General features: G+C 74.3%; 13 protein-coding genes. 5 read left to right on the top strand and 8 right to left on the bottom strand.

The window, feature by feature from the left end:
• Positions 1-35 precede the first annotated feature (35 nt).
• The 3 genes from AB0N84_RS01510 to AB0N84_RS01500 are packed head-to-tail and all read right to left on the bottom strand — an operon-like array spanning position 36 to position 3,025.
• A complete protein-coding gene (locus AB0N84_RS01510; protein WP_363543290.1) occupies positions 36-1,181 on the bottom strand; it encodes a P-loop NTPase in 1,146 nt (381 codons plus the stop codon).
• Positions 1,174-1,722 (bottom strand): DUF1003 domain-containing protein, encoded by a 549-nt coding sequence (locus tag AB0N84_RS01505; protein ID WP_189319537.1) that lies wholly within the window; start codon positions 1,720-1,722, stop codon positions 1,174-1,176. The genes AB0N84_RS01510 and AB0N84_RS01505 overlap by 8 nt, the downstream gene beginning before the upstream one ends.
• The gene (locus AB0N84_RS01500; RefSeq protein WP_363543286.1) at positions 1,706-3,025 is read right to left on the bottom strand and encodes a CBS domain-containing protein; all 1,320 of its coding nucleotides are present in this window, start codon (positions 3,023-3,025) and stop codon (positions 1,706-1,708) included. The genes AB0N84_RS01505 and AB0N84_RS01500 overlap by 17 nt, the downstream gene beginning before the upstream one ends.
• Positions 3,026-3,199: 174 nt before the next feature.
• Between AB0N84_RS01500 and AB0N84_RS01495 the strand changes: the two genes are divergently transcribed.
• Positions 3,200-4,159, top strand: a complete 960-nt coding sequence (locus tag AB0N84_RS01495) for a general stress protein (protein ID WP_363543284.1) — start codon at positions 3,200-3,202, stop codon at positions 4,157-4,159.
• Positions 4,160-4,240: 81 nt separating this feature from the next.
• Here AB0N84_RS01495 and AB0N84_RS01490 read toward each other — a convergent pair whose 3' ends face one another.
• Complete coding sequence (locus tag AB0N84_RS01490) at positions 4,241-4,759, bottom strand: GNAT family N-acetyltransferase (RefSeq protein WP_083263761.1); 519 nt, start codon at positions 4,757-4,759, stop codon at positions 4,241-4,243.
• A gap of 18 nt (positions 4,760-4,777) precedes the next feature.
• On the bottom strand, positions 4,778-6,262 hold the full coding sequence (locus AB0N84_RS01485; protein ID WP_289457738.1) for an aminopeptidase P family protein: 1,485 nt from the start codon (positions 6,260-6,262) through the stop codon (positions 4,778-4,780).
• A gap of 61 nt (positions 6,263-6,323) precedes the next feature.
• On the opposite strand from AB0N84_RS01485, the gene AB0N84_RS01480 reads away from it, so the two are divergent.
• Positions 6,324-7,205 carry a PHP domain-containing protein gene (locus AB0N84_RS01480; protein ID WP_363543281.1) on the top strand — a complete coding sequence of 294 codons (882 nt, stop codon included), beginning with the start codon at positions 6,324-6,326 and terminating at the stop codon, positions 7,203-7,205.
• A gap of 96 nt (positions 7,206-7,301) precedes the next feature.
• Here the strand turns inward: AB0N84_RS01480 and AB0N84_RS01475 are convergent, their stop codons facing one another.
• Entirely contained in the window at positions 7,302-8,819 is a 1,518-nt protein-coding gene (locus AB0N84_RS01475; RefSeq protein ID WP_363543279.1) for a DEAD/DEAH box helicase, read from the bottom strand.
• A gap of 104 nt (positions 8,820-8,923) precedes the next feature.
• On the opposite strand from AB0N84_RS01475, the gene AB0N84_RS01470 reads away from it, so the two are divergent.
• On the top strand, positions 8,924-9,640 hold the full coding sequence (locus AB0N84_RS01470; RefSeq protein WP_259346270.1) for a ferritin-like domain-containing protein: 717 nt from the start codon (positions 8,924-8,926) through the stop codon (positions 9,638-9,640).
• A gap of 68 nt (positions 9,641-9,708) precedes the next feature.
• Here AB0N84_RS01470 and AB0N84_RS01465 read toward each other — a convergent pair whose 3' ends face one another.
• A complete protein-coding gene (locus AB0N84_RS01465; RefSeq protein WP_069711621.1) occupies positions 9,709-9,996 on the bottom strand; it encodes a hypothetical protein in 288 nt (95 codons plus the stop codon).
• Position 9,997: 1 nt separating this feature from the next.
• Positions 9,998-10,222 carry a DUF3107 domain-containing protein gene (locus AB0N84_RS01460; protein WP_069711785.1) on the bottom strand — a complete coding sequence of 75 codons (225 nt, stop codon included), beginning with the start codon at positions 10,220-10,222 and terminating at the stop codon, positions 9,998-10,000.
• Between the two features lie 150 nt (positions 10,223-10,372).
• On the opposite strand from AB0N84_RS01460, the gene AB0N84_RS01455 reads away from it, so the two are divergent.
• The gene (locus AB0N84_RS01455) at positions 10,373-13,528 is read left to right on the top strand and encodes a PD-(D/E)XK nuclease family protein (protein ID WP_363543276.1); all 3,156 of its coding nucleotides are present in this window, start codon (positions 10,373-10,375) and stop codon (positions 13,526-13,528) included.
• Positions 13,525-16,779, top strand: a complete 3,255-nt coding sequence (locus tag AB0N84_RS01450) for an ATP-dependent DNA helicase (RefSeq protein WP_363543274.1) — start codon at positions 13,525-13,527, stop codon at positions 16,777-16,779. Before AB0N84_RS01455 ends, AB0N84_RS01450 begins: the two co-directional genes overlap by 4 nt.
• Positions 16,780-16,848: the final 69 nt, after the last annotated feature.

The following is a 16,848-nucleotide window of genomic DNA, read 5'->3' as shown; positions in this document are numbered from 1 at the left end:
CCGTCGGTGACGCGAGCGCCGCCTTGGAGGGGCGGTCAGGACAGTGTCAGCCCGAGCTTCCGGCCGGCGAGCCCGCGGCCCATCGTCGTGATCCGCTCGGCGACCCCGCGCAGGGCTACGGCCGCCGGGTCCTCCGGGCTGCCGAGCACGACGGGCAGGCCGATGTCCCCGCCCTCCCGGAGCGGCACCGAGAGCGGCACGCGACCGAGCACCGGCACGGGCACGTCCTGCCCACGGGACAGCCGCGCCGCGGTCTCGTCCCCGCCGCCCTCGCCGAACAGGTGCAGCACGGTGCCGTCGGGCTGCACGAGCCCGGCCATGTTCTCGACGACGCCGATGACCCGCTGCCCGGTCTGTCGGGCGACGACCCCGCTCCGCTCGGCGACGTCGGCCGCCGCGGCCTGCGGCGTCGTGACGACGAGCACCTCGGCGTGGGGGAGCAGCTGGCCGACCGAGATCGCCACGTCGCCGGTCCCGGGCGGCAGGTCGAGCAGGAGCACGTCGAGGTCGCCGAACCACACGTCGGTGAGGAACTGCGCGACCGTCCGGTGCAGCATCGGCCCGCGCCAGGACACCGCGGTCGAGACGTCGTCGACGAACATGCCGATCGAGACGACCTTCACCTCGTGCGCGACCGGCGGCAGGATCATGCTGTCCACGCGGGTCGGTCGGGGTGCGACGCCGTGCGCGTCCGTCAGCCCCATCAGCCCGGGGACGCTGAAGCCGTGCACGTCGACGTCGACCACGCCGACCCGCTGTCCGGCGGCAGCGAGCGCGACCGCCAGGTTGACGGTGACGGTCGACTTGCCGACGCCGCCCTTGCCGCTGGTCACGGCGATGACCCGGGTCAGGGTGTCCGGCGTGAACTGCACGCCGCGCGGCCGGTCGCCACGCAGCCGCTCGGTGAGCGCGGCCCGCGTCGCCGGGCTCATGACGGAGACGTCGACGTCGACGTGGTGCACGCCGTCCACCGAACCGGCGGCCGACCGTACGTCGCGCTCGATCGTGTCGGCGGCCGGGCACCCGACGATCGTGAGCTGCAGGTCCACGCGCACCGAGCCTCCCGGCTGCACGTCGACGCCGCGGATCATGTCGAGCTCCGTGACGGGGCGACGGATCTCCGGGTCGAGCACGCGGCCGAGCGCAGCGAGGACGGCTTCGCCGAGACGCTCCTCAGCCACGCGTGGTCGTGCCCGGCTCGTCGGCGAAGCCGGCGTCCTCGGTGTCGCGGCGGTCGAGCTCCTCGAGCAGGGACCGGAGCTCGGCGCGGATGAAGTCCTTCGACGCCATGTCTCGCATCGCCAGGCGGAGGGCGACGACCTCGCGGGCGAGGTACTCGGTGTCGGCGAGGTTCCGCTCGGCACGCTGGCGATCCTGCTCGAACTGCACGCGGTCGCGGTCGTCCTGCCGGTTCTGCGCGAGCAGGATGAGCGGTGCCGCGTACGAGGCCTGCAGCGACAGCACGAGCGTCAGCGCCGTGAAGCCGATCGCCGCGGAGTCGAACTGCCACGGCTTCGGGGCCAGCGTGTTGTAGCCCATCCAGACGGCGCAGAAGAGGGTCAGGCCGACGAGGAACCAGGGCGTGCCCATCGCGCGCGCGATGCCCTCGGTCGCCCGACCGAAGGTGTCACCGCGGCCGCGACGCCGGGTCGGGAGCACGCGCGTGCGCATGCCCTTGGGCGAGTCGAGACGCTCCTGGCGGTCGTCATCCGTTCGGGCCACGGGTGGTCCTCCTTCCCGTCGTCACGGGCGTCTTGCGCGGGCGTTGGCGGAGTCGCGAGGGGGCTTCCCCCTCGCCCTGACTTCGCCAGTCGTCGGGCAGGACGTGGTCGAGGACGTCGTCGATCGTCACCACCCCGACCAGGCGGTGGGCGTCGTCGACCACGGGGACGGACACGAGGTTGTAGGTCGCCATGACGCGCGTGACCTCGGCGGCGCTGGCGTCGACCCGCACCGGTTCGGTCTGCTGGTCGATGAGCGTGCCGAGGCGTTCGTTCGGCGGGTAGCGGAGCATGCGCTGGAAGTGCACCAGGCCGAGGAACCGACCGGTCGGCGGCTCGTACGGCGGCAGGGTCACGCAGACGCTCGCGCCGAGCGCCGGGGCGAGCTCGTGCCGGCGGATGAGCGCGAGCCCCTCGGCCACGGTGGCGTCGGCGGAGACGATGACCGGCTCGGTGGTCATGAGGCCACCGGCGGTGTCCGGCTCGTACTCCAGGAGCATGCGCACGTCCTGCGCCTCCTCCGGCTCCATGAGCTGCAGCAGTGCCTCGCTCCGGTCGTCGGGGAACTGCGCGAGCACGTCGGCGGCGTCGTCCGGCTGCATCTGGTCGAGGACGTCGGCGGCGCGGGCGTCCTCGAGCCGGGTCAGGATGTCGATGCGCTCCTGGTCGGGCATCTCCTCGAGCACGTCGGCGAGCCGGTCGTCGGGGAGCTCCTCGGCCACCTCGAAGCGGCGTTCCTCGGGCAGGTCGAGCAGCGTGCTGGCGAGGTCGGCGGGGACCAGGTCGGAGTACGCGGCGATGACGTGCTCGGCGGACTGGGCCTCGCCGGGGAGCTCGTCCTCGGTGACCTCGTTCCAGGTGGCGAAGGTCGTCGGCCCCTTGCCGAACGGCGACGGGGTCGTCTTCGGCTTGCGGAGGAAGAGCTGCGACACCTCCCAGTCGCCCTGCCCGCGGTCCTCGATCGCGACGTCCTCGATCGTGGCGCGGATGCGGTCGCGGGTCAGCAGGACCTTGCGTCCGAGCATCTCGGCGATCACCCGGACCTCGCCGCCGCGCTGCTCGAAGCGGCGCATGTTGACGATGCCCGTGGTGATGACCTGGCCCACACCGATCGACGTGACGCGTCCGATGCTCAGGAAGATGCGGCGCTTGCCCGGGACCTCGACGATGAGCCCGACCACGCGTGGGGGATCGGCCCGTCGGTACACCACCAGGACGTCCCGGACGCGGCCGACGCGGTCGCCCGCGGGGTCGAAGACGGAGCACCCGGCGAGGCGGGCGACGAAGACCTTCGAGGCGCTCACCCGTCCAGCGTAGTCGGTGCCGGTCCGGGCGCATGCCCGACGGACGGCGCCGACCCTGAGGCATCCCGGAGGCGCCCGGAGGCGAAGTCTGCGCCGACGGAGCACCGCGGAGCACCCCGGAGACACCCGGGAGGCGCACGTGTGATCGCAAGGTGCTCGGTGGATGATGGCTGGGTGAGCAACCAGAGCCCGTTCGCCGGACGCACCGCCCAGGCCTTCCCGACGCTGCCGCGCGGGGACGTCCTCGGCACCTACGACAGCTACCCGGACGCGCAGCGCGTCGTCGCGAAGCTGGCGGAGGCGGACTTCCCCGTCGCGAAGATCGCGATCGTCGGCAACGACCTCAAGACGGTCGAGCGCGTCACCGGCAAGATGACGTACGGACGCGCCGCCATCGCGGGCGCGCTGTCCGGCCTCTGGCTGGGCATCTTCTTCGGCATCGTCCTGACGCTGTTCTCGCCGACCGCCGGGGGCCTGATCATCGCTGCCGCGATCATCGGTGCCGCGTTCGGCATGCTCTACGGCATCGTCTCCTTCGCCATCACGAAGCGGCAGCGCGACTTCACGAGCGTGCACCAGGTGCTCGCAACGAACTACCAGATCGTGGTCGACCCGCAGCTGACCGGGCAGGCGCAGCAGATCCTCGGCCAGCACGGCGCGACCCCGTCGACGCACTGGAACGACGCCCCGCAGCCGGGAGCACCCGGCACGAGCGCGCGGCCCTTCCAGGGCCAGGAACCGTGGCGCCCGGGCCCGCAGCAGGGGTCGCCGTACGGCGGACACGCCACGCCGCACCGGCCGGGAGGCACGCAGCAGCCCGGCACGTCGGCCCCCGGTCCGCAGGGCGGTCGCCCCGGTGACGGCGGTCGCCCCCAGGACGGTGGCCCGCGGTACGGCACGAACGACGGCCCGCGGTACGGCACGAACGAGGGACCCCGCTACGGCGAGACCCCGCAGACCGCGCAGCAGCCCGCGCCGGCCGTCGACCCGCGGGTGCCGCAGTCGCGGTCCGACGAGCGCCCGCAGTACGGCGAGCGTGTCACGGGCGCGGACGACGACCGCGGGCGCGGTGCCGACCGCGGCGGTGCTGCTGACGGTGCACCGGAGCAGCGGCGCGACGACGACCGCGCCTGACGACCCGAGGCCCTCGCCGACGGAACGACGCCCGCGACCGACCAACGGGTCGGCGCGGGCGTCGTCGTGCGGGGGTCCCGGCTACAGGACCTTCGAGTAGCAGACGGAGCGCGCAGCCCCGACGTAGGGGCCGAAGTTGGCGATGCGGGTGAAGCCCTCGCGCTCGTAGAACCCGATGGCGCGCTGCTGCTGGTCACCGGTCTCGAGCACGAGCGCGGGCGACCCGAGGTCGATCGCGGCCTCCTCGAGGCGACGGAGGATCCCGGTCGACACCCCGGCACCGCGCGACTCGGGTCGGACGTACATGCGCTTCACCTCGGCGATGCCGTCCTGCACGAGGCGCAGCCCACCGCAGCCGAGCGGCGTGCCGTCCTCGTCCCGCGCCACGAAGAACACCGCGATGGACTCGGCCGTCGGCTTCTCGCCGGGCTCGGTGTCGCCACCGTAGGACCGGTCGATCTCCAGGCGCTGCGCGGCCCGGAGCCGCTGCGCGTCCGGCGAGTCGAAGTGCTCGACGTCGATGGACAGCCCGCGCGGCACGGTGGTGCCGGTCGGTGCGGGGACCGCGGCGGGCGTCGTGCTGGGGCTGGTGTCGGGCATCGTCGTCACCGGTCCAGGCTAGCGGCCGGACCGCGCGATCCACCCCTCCACTTCCGAGGGGGTCCGGGGGATGCCCACGGAGAGGTTCTCGGCACCGTCCTCGGTCACCAGGACGTCGTCCTCGATGCGGACACCGATGCCGCGGAACTCCTCGGGGACGGTGAGGTCGTCCTGCTGGAAGTACAGGCCGGGCTCGATCGTGAAGACCATGCCGGGCTGCACGGTGCCGTCGATGTACATCTCGCGGCGGGCCTTCGCGCAGTCGTGCACGTCGAGCCCGAGGTGGTGGCTCGTGCCGTGCACCATGTAGCGGCGGTGGAACTGGTTGTCCGGCTGGAGCGACTCCTCCGCGGTCCCGGGCAGGAAGCCCCACTCGGCGGTCTTCCGGGCGATGACCTCCATGGCGGTGGCGTGGACCTCGCGGAAGGTGATCCCGGGCCTGACGATCGCGAACGCGGCGTCCGCCGCCTCGAGCACGGCCTCGTAGACCATCCGCTGCACGTCGGTGAAGGTCCCGCTGACCGGCAGCGTGCGGGTGATGTCGGCGGTGTAGAACGAGTCGACCTCGACGCCGGCGTCGATGAGGATGAGGTCGCCCGGCTCCACGGCACCGTCGTTGCGGGTCCAGTGCAGGATGCAGGCGTGGTGGCCCGACGCGGCGATGGTGTCGTAGCCCACCGTGTTGCCGTCGGCCCGGGCACGGCGGTTGAAGGTGCCCTCGACGATGCGCTCGCCCCGGGGGTGCGCCAGGACGGCGTCGAAGTCGGCGATGACGTCGTCGAACCCGGACTTCGTGGCCTCGACGGCCTTCCGGAGCTCGTTCACCTCGTACGCGTCCTTCACGAGCCGGAGCTCGGACAGGTCGCGGGAGAGCACGTCGTCGGTCGCGGGCGCGGCGTCGGTCGCCTCGGCCCCGCCCACCGCGGTGCCGAGGCGGGCGTCGAGCGCGCGGGTCAGCTCGTCGTCGGCGTCGCGGACGAGCAGCACCGAGGCGTCGAGCCCGTCGGCGACCTCGGCGAAGGCGCCGAGGTCGGCCGTCGCGAGCCCGAGGTCGGCGGCGACCTCGTCGAGCGACGGACGCGGGCCGACCCAGAACTCGCCGATCTCGGGGTTCGCGTAGAACTCCTCGGAGTCGCGGCCGGCCGTGGCGCGGAAGTACAGCGTGGCGTCGTGCCCGGACCCGTTCGGCGTCAGCACGAGCACGGAGCCGACGACCGTGTCGGTGCCCCAGCCGGTCAGGTGCGCGAAGGTCGAGTGCGGGCGGAACGGGTAGTCGCAGTCGTTCGAGCGCACCTTCGCCTGTCCGGCGGGCACCACGATCGTGCGCCCGGGGTGCAGCTCCGAGATCCGGGCGCGGCGCTCGGCTGCGAAGGCCGACTGCTCGCGGGGCTCGGGAGTGGGCCGCACACGGTCCGCCCACTGCGACGCGATGTGGTCCTTGAAGGTCGAGGACCCGGGGGTGGTGGAACGGTTGCTCGTCGCGCGAGGGGTGGTGTCGGCCATGTCACCCATCATCGCACCGAGCTGACCGTGCGGCCTGAGCGGCTGTTCACCTGTCGCTAGCATGGTCGACGTGCCCGATCCGTTCATCGACCTGCACGCCCACTCGAGCGTCTCCGACGGCACCGAGCGCCCCGCCGCACTCGTTGCCGCAGCCGCCGCGGCCGGACTCGACGGCGTCGCCCTGACGGACCACGACACCACCGCGGGATGGGACGAGGCCATCGCCGCCGTCCGCGACCGGCCGATGACACTGGTGCCCGGACTCGAGCTGAGCACCCGCGTCGGGTACCGGAGCGTCCACGTGCTCGGCTACCTCGTCGACCCGTCCGACCCGGGCCTCGTCGAGGAGACGACCCGCATCCGCGACGGCCGGTTCGCCCGCGCCCGACGCATGGTCGACCGGATCGGCCGCGACCACCCGATCACGTGGGACGACGTGATCGCGCAGGCCAGCGACGGTGCGACCATCGGCCGCCCGCACATCGCCGACGCACTCGTCGCCCGCGGGCTCGAGCCCGACCGGAGCGCCGCCTTCCGCGGCATCCTGCACCCAGCCTCCGGCTACTACGAGCCGCACGACGCCCCGACGCCCCTGCGCGGGGTGGAGCTGATCCGGGCGGCCGGCGGGGTCCCGGTCATCGCGCACCCGGCGGCGTCCTCGCGCGGGATCGTCATCGACGAACCGGCGCTCCGGGAACTCGTCGACGCCGGGCTCGGCGGCCTCGAGGTCGACCACCGCGAGAACCTCGCGCACGGCAAGCGCACCCTGCTCGACTGGGCGGAGCGCTACGGCCTGTTCGTGACGGGGTCGAGCGACTACCACGGCACCGGCAAGCCGAACCGCTTCGGTGAGCACCGCACGGCCCGGGTCTCCTTCGACGCGATCGTCGAGCAGGCGACGGGCAGCGCGCCCGTGCACGGCGCGGGCTCCCGCCTGGCCTGACCCCCGTCCGCTCGACCCCGGCACGGCCGGCCCGCGCGTGGGCTGGGACGACGAAGGGCCCGTCGCGTCAGCGACGGGCCCTCCGGTCCGGAGGCGCTACTCGCCGTCCGACGACCCCTGCGGAGCCGAGGCGGTCGCCTCGGCGGAACCGCTGCCGCCGCGGCGACGGCGGCGACGGCGACGCTTCGCGGCGCCGTCGGTGGTCGAGCCCTCGCCAGCGGGCTGCGCGGCGTCGGGACTCGTGGACTCGACGGCCGGAGCCGACGTGGCGGCCTCGGACGAGCCTCCCGTCCGGGTGCGCGAGCGCGGACGCGAGCCGCCCCGCTCGCCGCCCTGGCGGTCACCGCTGCGCTCGGACCCGCGACGGTCACCGCTGCGCGGGGCGCCACGGCCGGCGGAGGAGGAGCCGGCCTCGGCCGCGTGCGAGGGCGCGCCGGGCAGGCGACCCTTCGTGCCGGCGGGGATGTCGAGGTCGCTGAACAGGTGCGGCGACGACGAGTAGGTCTCGACGGGCTCGGGGATGCCGAACTCGAGGGCCTTGTCGATCAGCGTCCACTTGTGCAGGTCGTCCCAGTCGACGAACGTGACCGCGATGCCCGTCTTGCCGGCGCGACCGGTGCGGCCCGCGCGGTGCAGGTACGTGTCCGGGTCGTCCGGGATGGTGTGGTTGATCACGTGCGTGACGTCGTCGACGTCGATGCCGCGGGCGGCGACGTCCGTCGCGATGAGCACGTCACGCTTGCCGGCCTTGAAGGCGGCCATCGCGCGCTCGCGCTGCTCCTGGTTGAGGTCGCCGTGCACGGCCGCGGCGTTGAACCCGCGGTCCTTCAGCTCCTCGACCAGCTTCGCGGCGGCGCGCTTGGTGCGCGTGAAGATCACGGTCTTGCCGCGGCCCTCGGCCTGCAGGATGCGGGCGATGACCTCGTCCTTGTCGAGCGAGTGCGCGCGGTAGATGACGTGCTTGATGTTCGCCTGCGTCAGGCCCTCGTCGGGGTCCGTCGCGCGGATGTGCACCGGGCGGGTCATGAAGCGGCGGGCGAGCGCGACGATCGGCGCCGGCATCGTCGCCGAGAACAGCATCGTGTGCCGCACCGCGGGGACGGCCTGGAAGATGCGCTCGATGTCCGACAGGAAGCCGAGGTCGAGCATGCGGTCGGCCTCGTCGAGCACGACCTCCTGCACGTGGGAGAGGTCGAGGAGGCGCTGGCGCTGCAGGTCGATGAGACGACCGGGCGTGCCGACGACGATCTGGGCGCCGGCCTTGAGCTGCTCGATCTGGCCCTCGTACGCCTTGCCGCCGTAGATCGACACGATCGTGGTCGACCGGTTCGAGGTGGCGAGCTCGAGGTCCTCGGTCACCTGCACCGCGAGCTCGCGGGTCGGGACGACGACGAGCGCCTTGACGCCGTGCTCCGGGTCGGCGCCGAGGCGCTGGATGAGCGGGAGCCCGAAGCCGAACGTCTTGCCGGTACCCGTCTTGGCCTGGCCGATGATGTCCTGGCCGGTGAGGGCGAGCGGGATCGTCTGCTGCTGGATCGGGAAGGGCTCGGCGATGCCCTTCGTCGCGAGCGCGTCGACGATGTCCTGCTCGATGTTGAGGTCTGCGAAAGTCAAAGAAGCACCTTAGTCCTGGTGGAAGTCCAGGCCAGTCTACCGACGGTCGGCGACGAGCACGCCCGCGGGCCGGAGCGGGGTGCCACGGCCCCTATGCTGGTCGCGTGGTGTCGTGGTGGAACCGGAAGCGCGCTGCGCAGCTCGCGGCGGCGTGGCTGGCGTCGCGGAACCCGCGGAACGCCAAGCCCGTGGAGCGCCTGCAGCTGGACGACGTCAGTCCGGAACTCGACGTGTACCTGGGACAGGCCGCCTACCTCCAGCTCTCGCTCTACGAGACGATGGGCCGCGCGGGTGCCGCGGCACCGACGATGTCGGGCCGCCTGGTGACCGGCGTCCTCGCGACGACCGCGCTCGAGCGGCACCGGACGCTCGTGGCCGAGATCGAACGGCACGGCGGGCAGCCCGCCGAGCTGATGGAGCCGCACCGCGAGGCGATCGACCGCTTCCTCGCCCGCACGAGCGGCGCCGACTGGTACGAGTCGATGCTGACCGGGTACGTCACCGCCGGCATCCTCAACGACCTGTTCGGCAGCCTGCTCCGCTCGCTGCCGGCCGACGTGCGGCAGCGCCTGCGGACGGTCTTCGACGCCCGTGAGGAACGCGCGGTCGTGGACGAGCTCGCGGCGCACATCGAGCAGGACCCGCAGGTCGGTTCGCGGCTCGCGATGTGGGGCCGGCGGCTGGTCGGGGACACGCTCCTCGTGGCGCGGTCGGCGTTGGCATCGCACGCGCGTGAGGACCAGGAGCGGCTCGAGCCGGTGTGGACCGAGCTCATCGCGGCGCACACGCGGCGGATGGACGCGCTGGGCCTGACGGCCTGACCGTCCGGCGGGTCAGGCGCGGGCGCGCCGACGGTCCGGCGAGATCAGGCGCGGGCGGTCCGGCGGGCTCAGGCGCGGGCGCGCTCGAAGAACGCGTCGTCCGCGGTCGTGCGACGACGACCGAGCACCCACTCGGTGACCACCGCGACGACACCGGCACCGACCAGGGCGACCACCCAGATCCAGCCGCCGTCGTACCGCCAGCCGGCCCAGGTCAGGGCCTCCCAGGCCACGGCGGCCGTGATGCCGCCGACCGCCGGGCCGAGCAGCGCGCCCCGGGTCGAGCGCCAGGGCACCACGACGTGCGCGACGGCCCCCGCGAGGAGGCCGCCGAGCACGGCGAAGAGCAGTTCCACGTCAGGCGACGAAACCGATGCGGCGCGACTCCTCGGCGCCGACCTCGACGTAGGCGAGCGAGGCGACCGGCACGATGAAGCGGCGGCCCTTGTCGTCCTTGAGCGACAGGTGGGTCGACTGCGACTCGAGGGCCTGCGCCACGGCCTGCTCGATCTCCTCGGCGCTCTGGGCGGTCTCGAAGGCGATCTCGCGCGGGCTGTTGATGATGCCGATCTTGATGTCCACGAGCACAGCGTATCCGAGCACCCCGCGCGCGGATCGAGCGTTCGCCCGGGGCGCACTCGTGGCCGTCCCCGGCCGCGGACGCGCCCGCTCTCCCGCCGCGGCACCGGTGCGTCGGCCGGAGCTGTCGGCCGTCCTCGGTACCGTTGCCGCGTGCCCAGGACGACGCTGACGACCCTCCCCGAGGACGTCGGGGTCGCCCGCCCGCTCGTCGCCGACCCGACGCAGGACGCGGTGCTCGCGCTGCCGGACGGACGGCACGCGGCCGTGCTCGGGGCGCCCGGCACCGGCAAGACCACGACGCTCGCACGGCTCGTCGCCGATCGACTCGGCCGGGCCGACGCGGTGTCGGCGGACGGCCACGCGACGGTGCTCGCCCTGACCTCGGCCCGCACGGCCGCCACCACGCTCCGCGACCGTCTGGCCGCCGCGGCCGGCCGGGTCGTGCCCGGAGCCCTCGCCCGGACCGTGAACTCGCTCGCCTTCCAGGTCGTCGCGCACGCGGCCGCCCTGCAGGGACAGGAGCCGCCGACCCTGCTCACCGGCGGCGAACAGGACCGCATCATCGCCGACCTGCTCGACGGGCACGAGGTCGACGGCACCGGGCCCGCGTGGCCCGCACCGATCACCGCGGTGGTCCGGGAGCGCGCCGGGTTCCGCACGGCCCTGCGCGACGTCATGATGCGCGCGGTCGCGGCCGGCGTCGAGCCGGAGGACATGCGCGAGCTCGGCGACGAGTCCGGGCGGCCGGAGTGGCGGGCCGTCGGCGACTTCGTCGACGAGTACCGGGCCACGGTCAGCGCGTTCCGCGGCAGCAGCCTCGACGCCGCCGAGCTCGTGGCCTTCGCGACCGCCGCGGTGCTCCGCGGCGAGGTCCCGGCGAGCGTGGCGGCGCTCCGGCTGGTCGTCGTCGACGACACGCAGGAGCTCGTCGAGGGCGAGGTCGCGCTGCTCGGCGCGCTCGCCCGTGCGGGGACGCAGGTCGTGGCCTTCGGCGATCCGGACATCGCGGCGTCGGCGTTCCGCGGCGCCGAGCCGGACGTGCTCGGGCGTCTGGCCGTGCGCCTCGGCGTCGAGCGGGTCGACGAGATCGTGCTCGGCACCGTGCACCGGCACGCCGCGCCCGTCCGCGCCCTCGTGAGCGCCGTGACCGCGCGCATCGGTGCCGCCGCCGCGGGTCGGCAGCGCACCGCGGCGGCATCGGCGACCGACGCCAGGAGCGACGCCGTGCTGCACCTCGAGGCGGCGAGCCGGTCGGCCCTGGTCGTCGCCGTCGCCCGTCGCCTGCGGGAGCACCGGTTGCTCGACGGCGTGCCCTGGCACCGGATGGCGGTCGTGACGCGCAGCGGCGCGGCGATCCCCGAGCTGGTCCGGGCGCTGTCCGTCGCCGAGGTCCCCGCCACGGCCGGCGCCGCCCCGATCCGACCGCGGGACGACGGTGCCGCGCGGGCGCTCCTCGACGCGGCCGGCGTGGCACTCGGCGTCGTGGCGCTCGACGCCGAGCTCGCGACATCATTCGTGACGGGGCCGCTCGGTGGCCTCGACACCCTCGCCATGCGACGACTCCGGCTGGCCCTGCGCCGCGAGGAGCTCGCCGGCGGCGGCACGCGCACGGCCGACGAGCTGCTGGTCGAGGCGCTCGGCGCGCCCGAACGGCTCGCGACGGTCGACGCGGGGTTCGCGCGCCGGACGACCCGGCTCGCCCGGAGCCTGGTCCGCGCGCACGCCGACGCCGCCGCGGACGCGAGCATCGAGGAGATCCTCTGGGGGCTCTGGGAGCGCAGCGGCCTGGCGACCACGTGGGGCGGGCAGTCGGCGGCCGGTGGGGTCGGCGCCGCCGAGGCCGACCGGCACCTCGACGCGGTCGTCGGGCTGTTCACCGCGGCGAAGCGCTTCGTGGAACGCACCCCGGACGCCCCCGCCCGCGTGTTCGTCGACGACCTGCTCGGGGCCGACCTGCCCGAGGACTCGATCGGACCGGACCGGACGGCGGGCCGTGTCCGGGTGCTCACCCCGTCGGCCACCATCGGGCTCGAGTGCGACGTCGTCGTCGTGCTCGGGCTGCAGGACGGGGTGTGGCCGAACACCCGGGTCCGCGGGAGCCTCCTCGACCCGGACGGCCTGGTCCGCGCGGCCGCGGGCGTCGAACACGGCCCGGTGGACGACCGGGCGGCGGTGGTCGCCGACGAGCTGCGCCTGTTCGCCCGGGCCGTGTCGCGCGCGACGACGCAGGTGGTGATCGGCACCGTCGCCAACGACGACGAGGCACCGTCGCCCTTCGTCCGGCTCGTCCCCGTGCCGCCCGACCGGCAACCGACCGTGCACCCCCTGTCCCTGCGTGGTCTGGCCGGGTCGCTGCGCCGTCGCGTCGTGACCTCGGGGGACCACGAGGCCGCCTCGGCACTCGCACGCCTGGCCGACGCCGACGTCCCCGGGGCGTCTCCCGACGAGTGGTACGGCACCGCCGCACCGACGACGGACGCCCCGCTCGTCGACCTCGACGCCCCACCGGCACCGGAGCACGAGGGCGGCGAACCCGTGCCGCCGACGGTCGCGGTGTCGCCGTCGCGCATCGGCACCTTCGAGGAGTGCCCGGTGCACTGGTTCGCGCAGACCTTCGGCGGCGGGGCGCCGAGCCCGGCGATGGGCATCGGCACGATCGTGCACGAGGCCATGGAGCACGCGACCACGGTCGACGTCGAGTCCCTGTGGGAGCACGTCGAGGGCCGCTGGGACGAGCTCACGTTCGAGTCGCCGTGGGTGGCCGACCGTGAGCGCGCCCGGACCCGCCGCATGATCGAGGGGCTGAGCGACTACCTCCGGACGTTCGCGAGCGCCGGGCGGCGCCTCCTCGGCGCGGAGACCTCGTTCGCGCTCGTAACTGGACCGGCGCGGATGCGGGGCAGCATCGACCGCATCGAGGTCGACCCGGACGGCCGGGTCAGCGTCGTCGACCTGAAGACCGGGCGCTCGATGCCGAGCGAGAAGAACGACATGCCGGAGCACCCGCAGCTCGGCGCGTACCAGCTCGCGGTCGAGGACGGCGCGGTCGAGGGCGTGCCCGCGGGGTCGTCGATGGCGGACGCCCGGCTCGTCTTCGTGCAGAACCCGCGGAGTGGTCGCGCCTTCTCGGAGCGGACCCAGCACGCCTTCGACGACGAGGCCCGCGAGGCGTACCGCGCCCGCCTCCACGGCGTCGCCCGGGGCATGGCCGGACGGACCTTCCTCGCGAACGTCGACGACCACTGCGACCGGGCACGCACCGGGGTCGAGTGCCGCATCCACGTGGTGGGCGAGGTGACGTGGTGACGACCGGCACCGAGCACGAGACCGAGCGGCCGGCGGCGGCGGACCCCTCGGCAGGCGCTCCCGCGCAGCACGACGCCGACGCGATCGCCGACGCCCTCGGCCGACCCCGCCCGACCGCGCAGCAGCGCGCCGTCATCGAGTCGCCGCTCGCCCCCGCACTCGTCGTCGCCGGCGCCGGCAGCGGGAAGACCGAGACGATGGCCTCCCGCGTCGTCTGGCTGCTCGCGAACGGGTTCGTCCGACCGGCCGAGGTGCTCGGCCTGACCTTCACCCGCAAGGCCGCCGGCGAGCTCTCGGTCCGCATCAACGACCGGATCCGTGCGCTCGAGGACGTCGGCCTGCTCGCCGCGGGCGACGCGTTCGAGGCGCCGACCGTGTCGACGTACAACGCCTTCGCGAACGCGGTCTTCCGCGAGAACGCGCTGCTCGTCGGACGCGACGGCGAGTCCCAGGTGCTCACCGAACCGTCCGCCTGGCAGCTGGCGCGCCGCGTGGTCGTCGCCGCGCGCGACGACCGGTTGGCCGGGCTCGACCGTGACGTCGACACCGTCACCGCAGCGGTGGTCTCCCTCGCGGGCGCGGTGTCCGAGCACCTCGTCGACCCCGCGGACCTGCGGCGCTTCGCGATCGACTTCGCGGGCCTGCTCGAGCTGCCCGGGAACGCCCGGGGCAACCCCTACAAGACGGTCACGGACGCGGTCGCGGCGATCGGCGCCCTCGAACCGCTCGTCGACCTGGTCGAGGAGTTCCGTCGGCAGAAGGTCGACCGCGGCTTCGTGGAGTTCTCCGACCAGATCGCCCTCGCGCTCGCCGCCGCCGAGTCCGCGCCGCGCGTGGTCGACGACCTGCGGCACCGGTTCCGCGTCGTGCTGCTCGACGAGTACCAGGACACCTCGGTGGTCCAGACCCGGTTCCTGGCCCGGCTGTTCCGCGGACACCCGGTGATGGCCGTCGGCGACCCGCACCAGTCGATCTACGGCTTCCGCGGTGCGAGCGCGGCGAACCTCGCGCGCTTCCCCCGTGACTTCGGCGACGCGGGCCCCGCACCGGTCACGTTCGCCCTGTCCACGAGCTGGCGGAACCCGGTCGACGTGCTCGCCGGGGCGAACGCCGTCGTCGACCCGCTCTCCGCCGCGTCGGAGGTCGCCGTCGAGCGCCTGTCCCCGCGGCCGGGCGCGGACCGCGGCACCGTCACGGCGCTGTTCCCGGAGACCCTGCCGGAGGAGGCCGAGGGCGTCGCTCGGTGGTTCGCCGCGCGCCGTGCCGCGACGCCCGACGGCTCGATGGCGCTGCTGCTGCGTTCGCGGAAGGACCTGTCGGCGTTCACCGCCGCGCTCGCCGCGCAGCGCGTGCCGTTCCACGTCCTCGGCACCGGCGGCCTGCTGCAGCGACCGGAGATCGTCGACCTGGTCGCGTGCCTGCGCGTGCTTCACGACCCGTCCGCGGGCAACGACCTGATCCGCCTGCTCGCGGGCGCACGGTGGCGCGTGGGCGCGGCGGACGTCGTCGCACTGCACGAGCTCGCGCGGTGGTTGTTCGGGCGGGACCACACGCAGCAGCGGCTCGACGACGAGGTGACCGCGGCCTTCCGGGCGTCGGTCGCGGCCGGGGAGCACGGCTCGATCGTCGACGCACTCGACTTCGTCGCGACGGCCCCGGACGAGCACGGTGCCCTCGAGGGCATCAGCCCCGCTGGTCGGCAGCGCATGCGTGCCCTCGGGCAGCAGCTCGCCGCGCTCCGCTCCCGGGCCTCGGGGGACCTCGTCGACTTCGTCACGCTCGTCGTGCAGGAGATGCGGCTCGACGTCGAGGTCGCCGCGCACGAGCAGGGCAGCGCCGCGTTCCTCGACGCCTTCGTCGACGAGCTCGCGGGCTTCGCGGCCACCGACGACCGGGCGGACCTCGGCGCCTTCCTCGGCTGGATCGACGCGGCTGCCCGCCGCGACGACATGGGCCCGCGGTCCGAGGAGCCCGAGGCCGGCACGGTGCAGGTCCTGACCATCCACGGGTCGAAGGGCCTGGAGTGGGACGCCGTCGCGGTCCCGCGCCTCGTCGAGGGTGCGCTCCCGGCACGACCGCAGGAGGGCTCGTCCGGCTGGCTGGGCTTCGGCCGGCTGCCCTACGAGTTCCGCGGCGACGCCGAGGAACTGCCGCAGCTCGCCTGGCGGGGGAACGCCGACCAGAAGGGCGTGGTCGACGCGATCGACGCCTACAAGGAGCAGGTGCGCTCCCGCAACGAGGACGAGGAACGCCGGCTCACGTACGTCGCGCTCACCCGGGCCCGGCACGACCTGCTCGTCTCCGGGTCCTGGTGGGCCGGCGGCGTGAAGCCGACCGAGCCGAGTCGGTACCTGCGCGACCTGGTCGAGGCCGGGATCGTGGACCCCGAGGCGGTGCCCGACCGCACCGTGCACGAGGAGGACCCGCTCGGCGAGGACGGCGCGACCCAGACCTGGCCGCACGTGCCCTTCGGGCAGCGCGGCGCCCGGGTGCTCGCCGCCGCCGACCGGGTGCGGAACGCGAACCCCGGCGCGGCCGGGCGGTTCGCCGCCGAGATCGACCTGCTGCTCGCCGAGCGGCAGGCGCGCCGGTCCGCCCGGCACGCCGTGGCGGTCCCGCACCGGGTCCCGGCCTCCGGCTTCAAGGACTACCTGGCGGAGCCCGGCGCCGTCGCCGAGCGACTGCGGCGTCCGATGCCCGAGCGCCCCTACCGGGCCACCCGGCTCGGCACCCTGTTCCACCGGTGGGTGGAGCAGCGTGCGGGGAGCGGCGGGTCCCTCGAGACGCTGGACCTGTGGGACGGCGAGCGCGACCTCGACGCGGACGAGGCGGTCGACGCCTCCGCGGACGCGGCCGTGACCGACGACGACGCCCGACGGCTCGCGGCCTTCCAGGCGACGTTCGCCCGGTCACGCTGGGCCGGTCGGACGCCGATCGAGGTCGAGCGCGAGATCCACATCCCGTTCCTCGGCCACAGCATCGTCTGCAAGCTCGACGCCGTGTACGAGATCGACGGTCGGGCCGAGGTCGTCGACTGGAAGACGGGCAAGGCGCCGAGCGGCGCGGACGACCTGGCCGCGCGGCAGCTCCAGCTCGCGCTCTACCGCGTCGCCTACGCGGAGTTCACGGGTCGCCCGCTCGACGAGGTCGACGCGGTGTTCTACTTCGTCGCCGACGACCTCGAGGTCCGCCCGACCGAGCTGCTCGACCGCGCCGGTCTCGAGCGCGCGTGGCGGGACGCCGTCGGCTGATCCGACAGCGGACGGGAGGCGCGTGGCGGGCCCGCCCCGTGCCTCCCGTCCGACAGTCGATCGGCTGCG

The organism is Curtobacterium sp. NPDC089185, from assembly GCF_040685235.1.
Classification (GTDB): Bacteria; Actinomycetota; Actinomycetes; order Actinomycetales; family Microbacteriaceae; genus Curtobacterium; species Curtobacterium citri.
The sequence above is the reverse complement of the archived record's forward strand: the minus strand, read 5'-3'. Positions and strand labels throughout refer to the sequence as shown.

Bases quoted from the DNA above. Each gene is read 5' to 3' on its own strand.
- AB0N84_RS01490 (WP_083263761.1), bottom strand. From the start codon at position 4,759: ATGCCCGACACCAGCCCCAGCACGACGCCCGCCGCGGTCCCCGCACCG.
- AB0N84_RS01485 (WP_289457738.1), bottom strand. From the start codon at position 6,262: ATGGCCGACACCACCCCTCGCGCGACGAGCAACCGTTCCACCACCCCC.
- AB0N84_RS01480 (WP_363543281.1), top strand. From the start codon at position 6,324: ATGGTCGACGTGCCCGATCCGTTCATCGACCTGCACGCCCACTCGAGC.